A 17,672-nucleotide genomic window follows, 5' to 3' on the forward strand; every position below is an offset into this window, starting at 1 on the left:
GATTGATCTTTGGCAGAAACTCGTTCGTGAAATGGTGCGGCTTCGGGCGAAGCGTGTACTGAAGGTTGCGCGGCCAACTGAAATCCTGTCTTCCGAGGTTCGCATGAGCGTTTCAAATTCGCACGGTGCCCGCGGATGCGGCTCGAGCTCCCAGGTACAGACAAAACAGGGGAACGAGAATTCAAACCTAGGTATGATCATTCTTGCGGCCAGACACGATAAAAGTCGGCTCTGGAACGCGGCCTGATGAGGGATGACATGGCGGCCAACACTGGTCCAAAGCAGGGTAGTTTCAAGGCGATCCGCAGCCGGAGAGGGCAGTTCGCACTTGCCGCGGCTGTCGTTGCGTCGGCGCTGATTTTCCTGGCGGATGCGTTGAGCCCGATCGATGGCGCCGTCGCGGTCCTGTACACGGGCGTGGTGCTGACGCTTGCGCCGCTCGGCCGCAGGTTCGTGATCGGCAGCGGCTGTGTCACGGCCGTGCTCACGACGATCGCGTTCCTTATCGGGCATGCGGACGATCCCCTCGGAGGGGCGCACCTGCGCTACGCCGTCAGTCTCGTCGCTATCGCGATCACGGTGCTGCTGTCGCTCAGGGACAGGTCCGCGAGAACCACCTTGGCTGAGCAGGCAAGGATTCTCGAACTCTCGCACGACACCGTCGTCGTTCGGGACCGATCAGACATCATCCGGTACTGGAATGAAGGCGCAGAGAGGCTCTATGGCTGGACGCGTGGCGAGGCGCTGGGCAGGCGCTGCAGCGACCTCCTCGAGCCGATCGTTTCGGCAGAGGAAGTAAATGCCTCTCTTGAGCAGAATGGAACCTGGTCGGGCGAAATCATCCGAACGCGGCGAGATGGCACGCGGCTCATTCTGGCCAGCCGCTGGCTCGAGCGACGAGATCCAGACGGTCGACCCGTCGGCATCATCGAGACCAGCGCCGATCTGACCGAGAGCCGCCGTGCCCTGGCGGAAAGACGGAGCTCCGAGCAGCGTTACAGCACCATCTTCAACTCGGCTGGTTTTGCCGCCCTGGAATGCGACTTGAGCAAGGCCATGCGGCTGATTCTGGACAGCAAAGCGCCGGACCAAGACTGCAAATCGTGGTTATTGTCGAATCCGCAGATTTCGCGCGCGGCGGCCAACGAAATCGGGATTTACAACGCCAATAGCGCCGCGCTCGCAATGTTTGAAGCCGATACGGTGGCCGATCTGGCCGATAGCAATGTCATGCTTGGACAATTGCCGGATTCCGAACCGGCCCTCGCGCACATCTTTGCTTTGCTGGCCGCCGGTTCTTCGCTTGCGGAGATCGAGACGCGGTGCGCCACCCTGCACGGGCGCATCATCGATGCGGTACTGCGCGTATCCGTCCTGCCGGACGGACAGGACTGGTCCAGGGTGCTGCTCATGGCCTTCGATGTCACCGAGCGAAACGAAGCTCGGGCGAAGATCGAGCAGACCTCCGTCGAACTCGCTCACTCCGGGCGCGTGGCCCTGCTGGGCCAGCTTGCGGGTTCGATCGTGCATGAGGTCAACCAGCCCCTTGCGGCCATCATCAACTACGGCAAATCGGGCAAGCGTTGGCTTACCCGGCCCGATCCCAACCTCACGGAGGTGAGCGACTGCCTGGACAAGATCGTCTCGAACGGCAACCGCGCCGCGGAGGTGGTTGGAAGGGTGCGCGCGCTCGCCAAGAAGACCGCGCCACAGGTCAGCTCCGTCGATATGGGCGCCCTTGTCCAGGATGCGGTTTCCCTGCTGGCGCGGGAAACGCGCGCCGCGGCGGCGACCATCCGCGTCGAGGAAGCCAATATCGGGGGCCCGATCATCTGTGACCGGGTGCAGGTGCAGCAGGTCATCGTGAACCTCTTGATGAACGCGCTCCATGCTACCAGGGGAATCGCCGACCGCCCGCACGAGATCCGTGTCAAGATCGACGGCACTGCCGAGAATTTCATCAAAGTGGCCGTCGAGGACAGCGGCACCGGGATCGAGGGCAACCCTGAGCGTATCTTTGAGCCGTTTTTCACCACCAAGTCCGATGGAATGGGCCTTGGGCTATCCATTTGCAGGACGATCATAGAAGGGCAGGGAGGGCGCGTTTCGGCCTCCAACAATGACGGATGGGGGGCAACCGTGGGGTTCACGCTCCCATTGAACATCCCGGCGGAGGCGCGTTGGTCGAAACCTAATATCTTGATATGATGGGAAAATGGACAGAATCCGGTCATACCGACGGAAACACCGGGCGAATTGCCCGGGAGGAGCTGTCTAGTGCCACAAGGATCCACGATCTGCATCGTTGACGATGACGACGACGTGCGGGAAAGCATATCGAGCTTTTTTCGCTCGGTAGGCCTGCGCGTGGAGAGTTTTGGGGCGGCCGAGAACTTCCTGGAGTCGTCCTCGGTCGCGAAGGTCGATTGCGTCATCACCGATTTGCACATGCCGGGGATGGATGGTCTCGGCCTGCACCGGGAACTGCGGCGCCGGGGAGTAGGCGTCCCCGTGATCGTCATGACGGCCTATTCGACGCCGGAAGCGCGCGCCGAGGCAAAGAGCCTCGGAGCCGCGGCTTTCGTTGACAAGCCCGTCGATCCCGAGATTCTGCTCCACGACGTGGAAGCAATCCTGGGCGACCCTTCGCAAGGACCTCCCCCGACATTCCAATGATCCGGTCCTGGACAGCATGAGTGCATCACAGAGCTCGATCAGCACCGCCCTCATTTGCGTCGTCGACGACGACACCGACGTGCGCAATTCGCTCAGCAGCCTGCTGCGTGCCGTTGGCTACTCCGTCGAGACGTTCGCGGGGCCCAGCGAGTTCCTGGCATCCGATGCCATCAACTCCGCGTCCTGCCTGATCCTGGATATCCGGTTGGGAGAAGCCGACGGGCTCGAGTTTCAGGAGGAACTGGTTGAGAGCGATGCCTCCATTCCGGTGATCCTGATCAGCGGATACGGCGACATACCAATGACCGTCCGCGCCATGAAGGCCGGCGCGGTCAATTTCCTTCCCAAGCCCTTCGAAGAGGAAGCGCTTCTCGCGGCCGTCGAAGAGGCCGTCTCCCGCGATCAGCGGCGGCGCGCGGAAGCGCGGCGGGACGAAGACATCCGGCTGCGTTACGATTCTCTTACGCCCCGGGAACGGGAAGTCATGGGTCTTGTCACGGCAGGACTGATGAACAAGCAGGTCGCCTGGCGTCTGTCGCTGAGCGAGATCACGGTGAAAATTCACCGCGGCAACATGATGCGCAAGATGCAGGCCAAATCGCTCGCCGAGCTCGTGCGCATGGCCGATTTGCTTGGCGTTCGGCAGGTGTTGGCGGATCAGCAGCCCGCCCGGGATAATTAGAGCGTTTTCGAGCAAAGCATGCCCTCGGACTCGATCCGAGGGTGGACACCGGTACGCGCGAAGAAAACGCGTATTCTATCGCGCGTCCACGACTTTGGCCTTGAAGTAGGTACCTGAGATATCGCCCCATCGTCGTCTTCGATCAGCGGGCATCTTTCACTGCTCTAGTCTAAGCGATGCGAACCTGTGCCGCATCCGGTCGTCTGCTGACGACGCGATCATATTGCCGTTGCAGGATCGCCTTCGAGCAGCGCCCTGATTCCAGGGAAACCAAACTGCTTCGGCTTGCCAGTGAATTCAGGGGAGCTTGACGGATGTGGCGCAGGGCAGCGTCATCCGTCCTTTCGATTCCAAACGAGTGAGACGATGCGGGCAGCCACGAGACCAGGATAACCACGAGGCGCCTGATAATGAAGTTTTTCAATCGACGGTTCATGGCTTCCACGCTCCCGATCACAGGGTCACTGCAATGCTTCGATGCAGTGTTTTACGAAGGGCGCGGGATATCGTCGATTATACTGGTTGGTTAAGTCGCGCAGTGCTCGCGACATGCGCAGGTCGTACCCAGTTAACACCAAGGTTTAATGTCCAGGCGCCGCGGCTTGGCTATTTCTATTCCAGAGATGCGATGAAAGGGCAGGTCAGCAGCGACGCGCGGCCAAGATTGCGCGGCGCTGTCGTGGCTATGGATTTTTTCGTGCACGATGCGGCTGCTTGGCCATGGCGTCATGCAATCGAGAGGCCGGCACCGAAGATGCGTAGGGTGGGCACCATCGCCACGGGCTCGTCAGATCGGCCGAGGTCCCTCGACGGTTCGCTCGTCCGCGCCGATCCTCCTGTATGACGGCAGCAGCGGCTCTGCCGGCCTGCCTTCCCTCCACTTCAAGGGTGTTTGTCCTACGATACGCTTGAAGACGGTGGTGAAGTGCGCCTGGGTGCTGAACCCGACGCTCAGTGCGATGTCGACGATCGACTTGTCGGTCGTTCGCAGCATGTCCTGCGCAGCCGAGACACGCTGCTTCAGCAGATATTGATGCGGCGTCAGTCCGGTTGCGCGGAAGAACAGCGCGGCAAAATGCATCCGGCTCAGCCGGGCTGCCCCGGCCATGTCTGCCAACGTCACTTTCTCATCGAGATGCGCGGCCACGTACTCGACGACGCGCTTGAGGCGCCACTTTGACAACCCGCCGTCCCGATGGGTCTGCTGAGGCGAGGCCGGTTTCGTATCGGCGCTGATCATCCTCGCCACCGTGACGAGCCTGATGGCGTCCGCGTAGATTCCTCCGAACTCCGACTGATCCCGCTCCGCCGCGGCGAGCGCCTCGGAGAGCCTGCGCACCACGGGATCCTGGTCCATTTGCGCTTCCGGGATCTCCCGGATTGCCTTGCCAAGGAGACTGTCGAAGCTCGGTGACGCCTCCACATCCCCTCCCACTGCCGCGATATGCAGAGCGCGCTCGGTCTCAGGCGCGCCTGCATTCGGCACCACTCGTACAGAAACGCCGAGATGCTTGAGATCGATGCCAATGACCGGCGCATCCGGCCGTGCTGCACTTGGCGAACGGTTATCCAGAAGTTCGGCAGCAGACATCGATACGGATCGCTCTCGGAGGAGCAGGGCGGGATGGCACGACATATCTGGCCTCCTGAAATCTCAAGCTCGACTGGCGTCGACTATCGGATGGCTAACAATATGGACCGCTTTGCCTGTTGATGGTGTCATACATTGGTATGGATCATCAGAAGTAACGAGTACGTAATCGGCAGGGTCTTCACGAAGATCTGACGGACGTCATCGTCCCGGTCATCAATTGCAATACGGCAATTCGAAAATTCGAGCGGCGATGTCATACGGAAGCATTTTAGCAAAACGCGCGACGCCGCCGCCGCAATCACGAGCGCATCGTTCGACCTATCGGGACGTTGAACGCTGCTTCCGAGATATCGCAAACGCCGCGATCGTTGCGGCATCGATTGCGGCCGTGCACCCCGCGGCTTTGCCGTCTGGTGCCTGTTGGTCACCAACGCCACTCATTTTGGCATCTCCCGCATCTGCATCAGCGGTTGAATGATCGAGCCCGATGATGCCGGCCAGTTTGGCTCCGCCGGCGGCGTCGGAGAGAAAAATGCTGGATACAAGAACGACCGACGATTGGCAGGCCCTCGATGGGGCGCATCACGTCCATTCCTTCACCGATCCCGCGCTGATCGCCAGCGGCAAGACCCGTGTCGTGGTGCGTGGCGAAGGCTGCCAGATCTGGGACAGCGACGGCCGCCGCTTCCTGGACGGCATGGCCGGCCTGTGGTGCGTGAATGTCGGCTACGGCCGGCAGGAGCTGATCGATGCCGTAACCCGGCAGATGGCGGAGCTGCCATTCTACAGCAACCACTTCCAGAGCACGACGCCGGCCATGACGGCGCTCGCGCATCGGCTGTCGACGCTGACCCCTGAGGGGCTCGATCATTTTCTCTTCACCAGCTCCGGCTCCGAAGCCAACGATACCGTCGTCCGCATGGTGCGCTATTTCTGGAAGCTGCAGGGCGCACCCCGCAAGCGCATCTTCATCAGCCGGACGATGGCCTATCATGGCAGCACGCTGGCTGCCGCCAGCCTGTGCGGACTGCCGCATATGCACGCCATGGATGGTGGCACGCTGCCGGATTTCGCGCATATCGTGCATCCGCACTGGTACGGACTCGGCGGCACCCTGGGAAGGGACGAATTCGGTTTGCAGGCGGCGCAGGCCCTGGAGCAGCGCATCCTCGAGCTCGGCCCAGAGAATGTCGCGGCCTTCATCGGAGAGCCGGTGCAGGGTGCAGGTGGCGTGATCGACCCGCCATCGACCTATTGGCCGGAAATCCAGCGGATTTGCCGCAAATACGATGTGCTGCTGGTCGCCGATGAGGTGATCTGCGGCTTCGGGCGCACCGGCTCCTGGTTCGGAGCGCAGACCTTCGGCATCACGCCGGACGTGATGACGATGGCCAAGGGACTGTCGTCGGGCTATCTGCCGATCGCCGCGGTCGCGATGAACCGTCGCGTGTTCGAGACCATCAGCGGCGGCGGGCATCTCGCGCACGGCTACACCTATTCCGGCCATCCCGTCGCCAGCGCGGTGGCGCTCGCGAATATCGACATCATCGCCCGCGAAGGCCTGGTCGATCGGGTCCGCGAGGACATCGGCCCCTATCTTCACGAGACCTTGGCGAGGCTCACCGACAGCCCGATCGTCGGCGAGAAACGCGGTATCGGCGCGCTGGCGGCCTTGCAACTGATCAAGAACAAGGCGACACGGGAACGATTCACGGTCGAAGAAGGCGCCGGCATCTTCTGCCGCGAGGCCTGCTATGCCCGCGGCCTCATCGTCCGCGCCGTTGGCCAATCCATCGTGCTGAGCCCATCGCTGGTCATCACCCATGCCGAAATCGACGAGCTTGCTGAGAAGCTGGCTGACGCACTCGAGGAGACCGCGCGTCATTTCCGCCTGTTATGATTGTTGCAACGTGATTTGGAGAACCGCATGAGGAAGAGAACTGCCCTTGCCGCCCTGCTTGCAGCATTCACTTTTGGCGGGGCGGCCGCCGCCGAGGAACCGATCCGCGGCGGCACCATGCGCGTGGTCCTGACGGCCGATATCCGCAGCCTTGACGCCAGCCGCAGCGACAACATCACGGATCTGGTCCTGAACCACATCTATGAGCAACTGGTCGCGCACAAGGACGACATGACGATCGGACCTGCGGCCGCCGAAAGCTGGCAGGTGTCGCCGGACGGCAAGTCCTACACGTTCAAGCTCAAGGAAGGCGCGACTTATCACAACGGTGACAAGGTGCTGGCCTCCGACGTCAAATGGCTGTGGGAACGCCGCATGGGCGCAGCCAAGACCGGCACGCCGTGGCTCTGCAATGCCAGTTTCGACGGTTCGCGCGGGCTGAAGGTGGACTCGGTCGAGGCGCCGGATGACCGCACCGTGGTGTTCAATCTCGACAAGCCCAACACGCTGTTCCTTATCCGCCTCGCCGACATCGTCTGCAACTTCTGGATCGCGAGCCCGAAGAATGTCGATGCCGACGGCAACTGGATTGCCGGTTCGGCGATCGGCAGCGGTCCGTTCCAGCTCAAGGAGTGGCGCAAGGAGCAGTATGTCTCGCTCGAGCGCTTCGCCAATTACGTGCCGCTCAAGGCAAAGCGCGACGGCTATAGCGGTGACCGCACCACCTACCTTGATGAGGTGCGCTTCGTCGTCATCCCGGACAAGACGGCTGCCGAAACCGCGTTGATCGCGGGGCAGGTCGATGTCGTGACCTATCTGCAGGTCTCGCACATGGAGGACATGAAGAAGCGCGGTGCGGTCGTCAAGACGGCGCCCGGACTTTCGCTCTCGGCCATCCTGGTCCAGACCAACGATCCGCTGCTCTCCAATGTGAAGATCCGCCGCGCTCTGGCCCACGCGATCGATTTCAAGGAGATGGCCGAGACCAAGCTCGCAGGTCTCACCGAGTTCAATCCGTCCGGCGTGCCGGAGTCGAGCGCCTATTTCGACAAGTCCTTCCAGACCTGGCCTGCCTACGATCCCGCCAAGGCCAAGAAACTGCTGGCCGAGGCCGGCTACAAGGGCGAGCCGATCAAGCTGCAGGCCAACAAGCGCTATATCGGCATGTATGACAACGCCGTCATGGTGCAGGCGATGCTGGTGGCGGCGGGCTTCAACGTGCAGCTCGACGTCATCGACTGGGCGGCCCAGCTCGACAATTACATGAGCGGCAAGTTCCAGTTGCAGTCGTTCGGCTATTCCTCGCGCGCCGACCCGATGATCATCTATGGCTCGCTGATCGGCAGGAAATCGGTCACGGCTACGTCGCAGTGGGACAGTCCGGACGCGCAGGCGCTCTACTTCAAGGCGTTGGCGACGGCGGATTTCGATGAGCGCAAGAGCCTGTTGAAGCAGCTCCATGCCAGGATGGCGGACGACGTGCCGATGCTCGGGCTCTACTACTATCCCGTGATCGAGGCGGTCTCGCCCAAGCTCGTCAACTACGAGTCCTGGCCGCTCGAGAAGCCGCGCGCCTGGGGCGTGTGGAAGAAGCCGTAACGTCTCCCCGATACGGCGGGCCGAAAGCCCGGTGCCTTGCGGCGGCACCGGGCTTTTCTTTTGCGATTGGGTGTCGGTTAGATTGCTGATGCCGCAGCCACGCCGTCGAACCTGCGGTCCAGCAGCATGGCCGCATTGAGCAGGCGCTTCGTGTAGTCGTGCTGAGGGCGATCGAAGATGTCGTCCCGGCTGCCGACTTCGACGATCTTGCCGTTCTGCATCACCGCGACGCGATCCGCGACCTGCTCGACCGCGCCGAGATCGTGCGAGACGAACAGGCAGGCGAATCCGTAGCGGTCCTGCAGCGCTCGGATCAGCGTCAGGATTTGCTTCTGCACGGTCATGTCGAGCGCGGACACGGGCTCATCGGCGACGACGAAGGCGGGACGCCTGGCAATGGCGCGGGCGATGGCCACGCGCTGACGCTGGCCGCCCGAGAGCTGGTGCGGCAGGCGCCGCAGAAAATCCGCGGACAGGCCGACCTCGTCAAGCACCTCGCGCACCCTGATGTAGCGAGCCTTGCGGTCCATCGTGGTGTCGAGCCGTAGCGGTTCGGCCACGATATCGCCGACGCGCTGCCGCGGATCGAGCGAGGAATACGGATCCTGGAAGATGATCTGCATCTCCTCGCGCTGCAGCCGCGCGGCGCGGCCGCGCCAGGTCACGATCTGTCCGCCGCGGAACGAGATGCTACCGGCCGTCGGGTCGATGAGGCCAACGGTGGCGCGGCCGAGCGTGGTCTTGCCGGAGCCGGAACCGCCGACCAGTGCCAGCGTCTCGCCATGTCCGATTGTGAGATTGACGCCGTCAACTGCGCGCTTCGCCTCACCGCGGCCGAACAGTCGCGCGCGGCCGGGATAGTCGATCACCACCTCGCGCAGCTCCACCAACGGTTTGGCGTCGCGTGCGAGGCGGATGCCGCCGGCGCTCCGCCGCGGCAGCGCGTCGACCAGGCGCTGCGTATACTCGTGCTTCGGCGCGGACAGCACGTCGGCGCTGCGGCCCTGTTCAACGATCCTGCCCTTGAGCATGACAGCCACATCGCGCACGTAATGCGAGACCATGCCGAGATCATGGCTGATCAGAAGCACCGCGGTGCCGTTTTCTTGCGTCAGCTCCACCATGAGGTCGAGCACGTCGCGCTGAACCAGCGTATCCAGTGCGGTTGTCGGCTCGTCGGCGATCAAAAGATCCGGCTTCAGCAGCATCACCGACGCCAGCATGATGCGCTGGCGCATGCCGCCGGAGAATTCGTGCGGATAGGCGCCGAGGCAATGCACCGGATTCGGAATGCTGACGCGCTTCAGCATCTCCAGGCAGCGCTCGCGGATCTCGTTGCGGCCGAGACGACGGTGGTGCAGCGCGAGCCCTTCGGCCATCTGCCGGCCGATCGTCATCGACGGATTGAGCGAAACCATCGGTTCCTGAAACACCATGCCGATATGTTCGCCGCGGATCTTGCGCAATGCAGGAGGCGAAATGCCGACCAGTTCGGTATGACGGAACTTGATGCTGCTGCCGGGTGCTGCGATCAGCGGTGTCGGCAATAGCCCGAGCACGGCGCGCGCGGCCATGGTCTTGCCGGAGCCGGATTCGCCGACCAGCGCCAGCATGCTCCCCGGCATGATCGCAAAGCTCCCATCGTCGACGATCCTGGTGCCGCCAGGCCCGACGGTGACCGTCAGATGGTCGGCTGCGACGACGGCTTGCTCCGGATTCGACTGTGACGTCATCGATTTCAGGCCTGCATCTTCGGATCGAGCCAGTCGCGCAGCGCATCGCCCAGCATGTTGATGCCCAGCAGCGTCAGCGAGATGCACAGGCCCGGCAGCACGATCAGGTACGGCGCCTGCGTGATGAACGGACGGCCGGAGGCCAGCATGTTGCCCCAACTCGGCGCCGGCGGCGGGACGCCGAGGCCGAGGAAGCTCAGCGCGCTCTCCGACAGGATCACCCAGCCGAACATCGTGGTGGCGAGCACAGTGATCGGCGCCATGCAGTTCGGCAGCACGTGACGGACCATCGTCACCAGTTCCGAGTTGCCCATCACCCGCGACGCCTCGATATATTCGCGCTCGCGCACCGACAGCACGGTGCCGCGGGCGACACGCACCACGGCGGGCATATAGGCGATGCTCAGCGCGACGATCAGCGCCTCGCGGCTGGCGCCGGCAATCGCCATGATGAACAGCGCCAGCAGCAGGCCGGGGAAGGCCAGCAGCGAGTCGTTGAGGATCATGAGAACGCGATCGGTCCAGCCGCGCAGGAAGCCGGCGATGATGCCGAACAATAGCCCGAAGAAGATCGCGAGCGCGACCGTCGCCAGCGCAATCCAGCCCGTGGTGCGGGCGCCGTACATCAGCCGGCTCAGCACGTCGCGGCCGAACTCGTCAGCGCCGAGCAGATGCGCAGCCGATGGCGCCTTCAATACCGAGCGCAGATGCAGCTTGAGCGGGTCGTAAGGCGCAAGTGACGGACCGAGCACCGCCAGCAACATCAGAACGGCAACGATGCCGCCACCGATCAGCAAGTTGGCGCGTCCGCGCGCGAGCCGGGGAAGGAATCGTGTCATTGCGCGATCTTGGGATCGAATAGCGGGTACAGCATATCGACGATCAGATTGACCACGACGTAGATCACGCTGATGAACAGGATGCAGCCTTGCACGACAGGATAGTCGCGCGCATAGATCGCCTCGACCAGCAGCCGGCCGAGGCCGGGAATGGTGAAGACCGTCTCGGTGACGGCGATGCCGCCGAGCAGGCCGCCGAGGATCAGGCCGATCAGCGTCCAGGTCGGCGCGAAGGCATTTCGGAACGCGTGGCGCCACATCACCTCCGCCTCGGACAGCCCCTTGGCGCGGGCATGGGTGATGTATTCCAGCCGCGAAACCTCGATGGTGCTGGCGCGCGCCATGCGAACGATCGGTCCGATCTCAACCAGGATCAGCGTAAGCGCAGGCATGAAGATGAACATCAGGCCTTGGCGGAAGTTGTCATGCAGCGACACGTAGCCGATCACCGGGAACCATTCGAGCCACATGCCGAACACCAGGAGGACCATCAGGCCAAGCCAGAAGCTCGGGATCGACAGCAATAGCGTTGATGCCGCCACGAGGCCGTAGTCGGCGAGGCTGCCTTGCCGCCAGGCGGCGAACATGCCGGCCGGCACCGCGATCAACGTGGCGAGCAGCACCGCGGCGACGACGATCGTGGCAGAGACCGCGAAGCGGTCGAGCATCAACGGAAGCACGGGATCGCCCGAGGTGATCGACTTCCCGAAATCGCCGGCCAAGATATGGCTGAGCCAGGTGACGTATTGTGTCGGCAGCGATCCCGACAGGCCCATCTCGCGGCGCAGCGCCTCGACTTGCTCTGACGTCGCGAGATCGCCCAGCATCACCGCGGCGGGATCGCCGGGGATCAGGCGCATCAGGAAGAAGATCGCGACGGAGACGATGATCATCGTCGGCACTGCCTGCAGCAGTCGTCCGAGCAGGAAGCGAATCATGAAAGGGCCCCTCGGCCGATCTGCGGCGCCCGTGTCACGTCTGGCTTACCCGCAAAGTGCACGGCGGATCGCATGCGCGGCGGCGATCGCCTCGCGGGCGCGCGGCACGCTGGTGACTTCGGGCCAGGTCGACAGTTTGACGAAGGCGTATTCGGATTCCGGATCGATGTAAATCAACTGTCCGAAGATGCCGCGTGCCAGCATTGCCCGTCCCTTCGGATCCTCGATCCACCACTTGTTGTGATAGGCGCCGACCGGCAGCGTCTCGCGGAAGAAGCCCTGGAACAGTTCGGTATTGCCGTTGTTGCGGGTCTCTTCGATCCAGGGGGACGGGATCACCTGACGATCGCCGTGGCGCCCGCCATTGATGATGAGCTGGGCGAAGCGGCCATAGTCGCGCAAGCTGGCGCAGAAGCCACCGTCGGCGAGCGCGAAGCCGCCGTGATCGACCGTGAAGTAGCCGTCTTCCTGCGCGCCCATCGGGCCCCACAATTCGCGGCTCACCAGTTCCGACAGCGGTGTCGCCGTGACGCGCTCGAGGACGAAGCCGAGCACATCGGTTTCGATCGAGCGATATTGAAACAGGGAGCCGTGCGGACGCTCCTGCTCGGTCAACGTGAGGATCAATTCCCATAGGGTGCGCGGCCAGTCGGGATTGTCGTTCACGCGCCAGCCGCAGGCATAGCCGAGCTTCACCATGTGCGAGCCTGGTGTCGTGTAGGATTCGTCGAACACCACGCCGGTGGTCATGTCGAGCACATGCTGCAGCGTGGCGCCGCTATAGGCCGTGCGCGCGAGTTCCGGAAGATATCGCGTAACCGGCGCGGCCGGATCGAGCACGCCTCTTCTGACGAGGATGCCGGCCACCATCCCGACCATCGATTTAGCCATCGACATCGAGAGGTGCTGGCTGTGCGGCTTCATATCGTTGAAGTAGCGCTCATAGACGATCGCGCCGCGATGCAGCACGAGCATGCCGTCGGTCGCGTTGTCGGCGAGGAAGCCGTCGAAGGTCAGCGCGCGCCCGTCGAAGGTAAACGCGACAGACCCGAGTTCCTGCCTGTTTTCGCTCAAGGGCATCACCGGGCCGGGCCCGCGCCACACCTGCGCGGTCGGGGTCATCTCGCGGATATGCTGGAAGGTCCAGCGATGCATCGGCGGCCGGCTCCAGCCGCTGCGCGGCAGCAGCGGGGCTCCGGGATTGAGCGGGTCGCGGTATCTCGGCCGTTGGAACAGGTCGGGCAGGGGCGTGATCCTCGCAAGGCGGCAACATGCTCCCGGCCGCGCAGGCCGCGGGCGCTGTGCCATCGTAAGACAGCCCGAGCGTACCGCGATCGAGAGGTGCCGGAAGATGCCAATGAGGGGCATGGTGGTGCACAGCGCGCACCGTGATAGGCTGTCATATTGCCGCAGCCGCGCGAACCTGCAGGTCGTACAACTGCGGCATGGGTCTTGCTTCGCGAAACGTTTCTTTTCCTGTGCCGTCAGGTCCGCCCGGCGGGCGGCCACTTAACCGAATGCAGATAATAGATGACTAATCCGATATTCATGCATGACGACAAGGGATCGGCGCCCGCACCGGCGCTCAATCCGCCCTCCCGCAAATCGATCCCGCCGTTCGAAGCGCTGCGCGCCTTCGATGCGGTGGCGCGATTGCGCGGCGTGCGGCGCGCGGCACAGAGCCTCGGGCGCGATCATGCCGTGATCAGCCGCCACTTGCGCACGCTCGAAGCCTGGACCGGGATCAAGCTGATCGATCGAACGTCATCGAGCATTTCGCTCACCGAGGAGGGCGTCCGCTATCACAAACAGATCGCCGCCGCGATGGATGCCATCGCCAATGCCACCATCGACGTGATGCGCCGTGGCGACAACCGCCGGCTCCTGATCTGGTGCGCGCCGGGTTTTGCACTGCACTGGATGTCGAGCAAGATCGGGCTGTTCGAGAAGGCAAATCGCGACCTCGAGATCGAATTGCGCCCGACCGATCGCCGGCCGGATTTCGCGTCGCACGAGACCGATATCGATATCCGCTTCGAGTCGGTCTATGGCAATCCGCTGCAGCTTGCGCCCGGGTTGCGCTGCACCGAGCTCGCGCGCGTGCCGATCGTCGCGGTCGCAAGCCCGGCCTATCTGGCCTCGATGCCGCCGATCGAGACGCCGCGCGACCTGTTGGGCCAGCGTCTGCTGCACGAAGAGGATTTCGACGGCTGGGCGCATTGGCTCGCCGCTCACGGCATCTATGACGAGCTCGATCTCGGGGGGCCGCGGCTCTGGCAAGGCCATATGACGCTCGACGCCGCGATCCACGGCCGTGGCGTGACGCTCTCCAATCACATGGTCGTTTCCCATGAATTGGTGTCCGGCCGGCTGGTGGAGATCGGCAAGGGCGATACGAGCTTCCAGCCCTATTCCGATGGCATCTATTATTTCATCACCCGCGCCGACCGTTGGGATTCGCCGCTGATCCGCCGCTATCGCAACTGGCTGATCAACGCCATTGCGGCCGACTGGCCGGAGCTCGGTGTCGCGGCACAGAAGCAGCGAAGCAGGGCGGGCTAGGCGGGCGCTGCGACGCGCGGCGGTCATAGCGTTTTCGGGCGAAGTGGGCAGCGGTTGGCGTGAAGAAAACGCATCGAAAAAAGCTGGAGCCCGGTTCTGATCCAATCAACCCATCAGGCTGCTAGCGCAGGGCCTGGACCATCGCATTCCAGAAATCATTGTCGAGCACGGTGGCGGAACCGGTCGGTTTGGGCCGCGCGCTCAGCACCACGCAGATGATGCGGTGCTTCGGATTGATGTAAATGAACTGGCCGAAGATGCCGCGCGCACTGAACGCGCCGTCCGCAAGCGAGCCATCGATCGCCGGCGTCGGCCACCACATGTATCCGTAGTCGACGCGCTGGCCGCCGATCTGCCGTGATGCACCGGCTTCGCGCACCCAGCCTTCCGGCAGCACGCGCACGCCGTCGATGACGCCGTCATCGAGGATGAAGCGGCCGAAGCGCGCATAGTCGCGCATGGTCGCGAACAGGCCGCTGCCGGCGATTTCGAGGCCATCCCTCGATTCCAGCCACCATGCGCCGTCGGCTTCCATGCCGAGTTTCGACCAGATCTTTTCGGAGAGATAGTCGCTGAGCCACCTGCCGGTGGCGGCACGCACCAACGCGCCGACCACATGGGTGTCGCCGGTGCTGTAGGTCCAGACCGTGCCGGGCGCGGCGACGCGCGGGCGCTCCGCCATATAGCGCATGATCGCGCCGGGTTGCTGGGCGATCTGCAGCTCGAGCATGTGACGCCGCTCGGAGGCTGGATTGGTCTGGGTGTCGTCCCAGCGCAGGCCCGAAGTCATCTGCATCAGCATCCTGATCGTCACGCCCTCATAGGCGCTGCCGGCGAGTTCCGGCAGATATTTGGTGACGGGATCTTCGACGCCGGCGATGTAGCCGTCCTGGATCGCGGCGCCGACCAGCGTGGTGCTGACGGATTTCGCGACCGACATCGACAGCCATTTGGTGCCTGCACCGATGCCGAGATCGTAATGCTCGAGCAGCACCTCATCGTTCTGCATCACCAGCAGGCCGGCGATGCGGTTGCGCGCGACATAGTCGTAGATGTCGTAGGTCACGCCGCCCGAGATGATGGGGAATTCCGGCAGCGTCGTACGGGCATGGATCAACGACCGCACCGGTGCGCCGGCGCGAATGATCCGGGTGTCGAAGGTGGTGCCGAAGTTCTGGAAGGTCTGCAGGTGATCGCGGGGCATCAGCCTGCCGCTGTATGTACCGATCAGGGCGTCGACGTCGCTGCCGGTTTTGGTATTGATCGCACCGTTTGCGCTGCCGACACGTCTCAGCATCCCCGTCAAACCCAATGTCCCCTAAGCCACATGCGGTCGAAGCGCCGAGGTCGCACTATGGCAGTGGAGGCCGGCTGCTGAGAGGTGCAAAGGCGGAAGCGCGCGGTGCACCGCGATCACCACGTTACTAGAGAAGCCTCGGCGAGCGCCGATGCCCGCGAGGTCGCCTGCTCGATGGTCGCTGCAATCACGTGCGCCACCACCGATCAATCGAGGATCCGAAGGTGCTCACGACATTTTCACGGCGCGGCCGAGCCTCCCGAAGCCTCGAAAACAAGGCACCGGGGCTTACTCTTGGAGAGAGCCGAAACGCTCATGTAGGGAGAGGAGGAAGCGGATTCAAACGGCAAGCCAGCGTGGCGCTCACGAATGCTCGATTGCCGGCGAGGTTTTCATGAAGACCTGACGGGTGCCCGGGCCGCAACAGTCAATTATACGGTCATTGGAAAATTCGAGCGGTGATTTCGTGCGGAAGCATTTTGGCTAAAACGCTCGTCGACGAACGACGCAATCGCCCGCGGACCGTTCGAGTTGTGGGACAGCGGAAAGCTGGGCTTCAGAGAAACATGCTTCGCCCAATCGGAGCGAACCACACCATGGGGCTTGGCTGATTTGAACGATTCTAAGACTGTAAGATAGAACGGCCCGAAGAGCGTCGATGCGTTGAGTGTCGCCGAATCATGCTCCGGTTCAATGCGGCCACAACATCGTGAAGGACCGCGTCGGCACCGACGCGTTCAACGATATTTGATGCCGGATGCGCTCGCTGAAATGTGTGCTGTAGCGTGCAATACTGTGCTCTATACCCCGCGGCCAGGGGGCGTCGGGAGTGACGCAAATGAATTTGAATGCCGCAATTGCCGCGGCTAACCGTAATGGTCGGCCCGAACGTAGTGAAGCAAACGGAGCCGGTGGAAACGGATCCGATCCGAACGTGCGGTCCGATCAGAACCCGAGTGCGGAGCGCGGCCAGCCGACCTGCCTCGTGGTTGAGGACGATCGCACCATGCGACACCTCGTGATGAACTATCTCGAGGAGCACGACATTCGTGCGCTGTCCGCGTCGGGGCGGGACGAGGTCACTGGCCTCTTGGTTACGCGCGAACCTAATCTCGTCATCCTCGACCTGCGGCTTGGCCAGGAAGACGGTCTCGATCTGTTGCGCGAAATCCGTTCACACTCCGACGTGCCCGTGATCATCACTACCGGCCATCGCCGCGACGAGATCGATCGCGTGGTCGGCCTGGAGCTCGGCGCCGACGATTACATCACGAAGCCATTTGGCCTGAGGGAGCTCTTGGCGCGGATCCGCGCGGTGCTGCGCCGGCGCGAAACCGGACAGACCGCGCCGCGCGATCCGGAGAAAGGCCGTTATCGATTCGGCGGCTGGCAACTCGATCGGCGCAGCCGGCGTCTTTCCGATCCGAGCGGCACGCAGGTCGCGCTGACGAAGGGCGAATACGCGCTGCTGGTTGCCTTCCTCGACGCGCCGCAACGGCCGCTCTCGCGCGAGCAGCTTTTGCAGGCCACCCGCGTGCATGAGGATGTCTTCGACCGCAGCATCGACGTGCAGGTTTTGCGTCTGCGCCGAAAGCTGGAAGGCGATCCGAGCACGCCGAAGGTCATCCTGACCGAGCGCGGCGTCGGCTATGTGTTCGCGCTGTCGGTCGAGCGGCTCTGACGATGGCCAATTGCGCCGTGCGGCGGATGGTCGCAAGTCCTGCTTCGACGCGTCTCACAGTCAGGGCCGCAGGCGCAGCGGGTTCCATTACAATGGTAGCCCTTAATTCCGGGGCTGGAATGCTGTCGCAACATGCAAGCGGCAATCTCTCGAGGGTGAAAAATCCTCGGG

General features: G+C 63.1%; 13 protein-coding genes. 7 read left to right on the forward strand and 6 right to left on the reverse strand.

Annotated features, from left to right (window positions below; translation table 11 throughout):
- Positions 1–258 precede the first annotated feature (258 nt).
- From ACZYOF_RS19295 to ACZYOF_RS19305, 3 genes are all read left to right on the forward strand, one after another.
- Positions 259–2,208, forward strand: a complete 1,950-nt coding sequence (locus ACZYOF_RS19295; protein ID WP_282531324.1) for a PAS domain-containing sensor histidine kinase — start codon at positions 259–261, stop codon at positions 2,206–2,208.
- A 69-nt stretch (positions 2,209–2,277) separates the two neighbouring features.
- Positions 2,278–2,676, forward strand: a complete 399-nt coding sequence (locus tag ACZYOF_RS19300; protein WP_282531323.1) for a response regulator transcription factor — start codon at positions 2,278–2,280, stop codon at positions 2,674–2,676.
- A 16-nt stretch (positions 2,677–2,692) separates the two neighbouring features.
- Positions 2,693–3,358, forward strand: coding sequence for a response regulator transcription factor (locus tag ACZYOF_RS19305; protein WP_282531322.1), 666 nt, complete (start codon positions 2,693–2,695; stop codon positions 3,356–3,358).
- 787 nt (positions 3,359–4,145) lie between these two features.
- Here ACZYOF_RS19305 and ACZYOF_RS19310 read toward each other — a convergent pair.
- The gene (locus ACZYOF_RS19310) at positions 4,146–4,949 is read right to left on the reverse strand and encodes a helix-turn-helix domain-containing protein (protein WP_463716759.1); all 804 of its coding nucleotides are present in this window, start codon (positions 4,947–4,949) and stop codon (positions 4,146–4,148) included.
- Between the two features lie 535 nt (positions 4,950–5,484).
- Here ACZYOF_RS19310 and ACZYOF_RS19315 point away from each other — a divergent pair.
- Together ACZYOF_RS19315 and ACZYOF_RS19320 are read left to right on the forward strand one after the other, a co-directional pair.
- Positions 5,485–6,852, forward strand: coding sequence for an aminotransferase (locus ACZYOF_RS19315; protein WP_463716760.1), 1,368 nt, complete (start codon positions 5,485–5,487; stop codon positions 6,850–6,852).
- Positions 6,853–6,879: 27 nt separating this feature from the next.
- Entirely contained in the window at positions 6,880–8,451 is a 1,572-nt protein-coding gene (locus tag ACZYOF_RS19320; RefSeq protein ID WP_130577987.1) for an ABC transporter substrate-binding protein, read from the forward strand.
- 77 nt (positions 8,452–8,528) lie between these two features.
- On the opposite strand, the gene ACZYOF_RS19325 is transcribed toward ACZYOF_RS19320, so the two are convergent.
- From ACZYOF_RS19325 to ACZYOF_RS19340, 4 genes are read right to left on the reverse strand one after another with little or no spacing between them, the layout of a single operon-like run.
- On the reverse strand, positions 8,529–10,184 hold the full coding sequence (locus ACZYOF_RS19325; protein WP_463716761.1) for a dipeptide ABC transporter ATP-binding protein: 1,656 nt from the start codon (positions 10,182–10,184) through the stop codon (positions 8,529–8,531).
- 5 nt (positions 10,185–10,189) lie between these two features.
- A complete protein-coding gene (locus ACZYOF_RS19330) occupies positions 10,190–11,023 on the reverse strand; it encodes an ABC transporter permease (protein ID WP_282531315.1) in 834 nt (277 codons plus the stop codon).
- Positions 11,020–11,961: an ABC transporter permease gene (locus tag ACZYOF_RS19335; RefSeq protein ID WP_463716762.1), complete on the reverse strand. Its 942-nt coding sequence runs from the start codon at positions 11,959–11,961 to the stop codon at positions 11,020–11,022. The genes ACZYOF_RS19330 and ACZYOF_RS19335 overlap by 4 nt, the downstream gene beginning before the upstream one ends.
- 45 nt (positions 11,962–12,006) lie before the next feature.
- The gene (locus ACZYOF_RS19340; RefSeq protein ID WP_463716763.1) at positions 12,007–13,329 is read right to left on the reverse strand and encodes a serine hydrolase domain-containing protein; all 1,323 of its coding nucleotides are present in this window, start codon (positions 13,327–13,329) and stop codon (positions 12,007–12,009) included.
- Between the two features lie 162 nt (positions 13,330–13,491).
- Between ACZYOF_RS19340 and ACZYOF_RS19345 the strand changes: the two genes are divergently transcribed.
- Positions 13,492–14,523, forward strand: coding sequence for a LysR substrate-binding domain-containing protein (locus tag ACZYOF_RS19345; protein WP_463716764.1), 1,032 nt, complete (start codon positions 13,492–13,494; stop codon positions 14,521–14,523).
- Positions 14,524–14,644: 121 nt separating this feature from the next.
- On the opposite strand, the gene ACZYOF_RS19350 is transcribed toward ACZYOF_RS19345, so the two are convergent.
- Positions 14,645–15,820, reverse strand: coding sequence for a serine hydrolase domain-containing protein (locus ACZYOF_RS19350; RefSeq protein ID WP_463716765.1), 1,176 nt, complete (start codon positions 15,818–15,820; stop codon positions 14,645–14,647).
- Between the two features lie 934 nt (positions 15,821–16,754).
- Between ACZYOF_RS19350 and ACZYOF_RS19355 the strand changes: the two genes are divergently transcribed.
- A complete protein-coding gene (locus tag ACZYOF_RS19355; RefSeq protein WP_282531312.1) occupies positions 16,755–17,501 on the forward strand; it encodes a response regulator in 747 nt (248 codons plus the stop codon).
- The last annotated feature ends 171 nt before the right edge of the window (positions 17,502–17,672 follow it).

It is taken from the genome of Bradyrhizobium sp. LeoA1Lang (assembly GCF_055413685.1).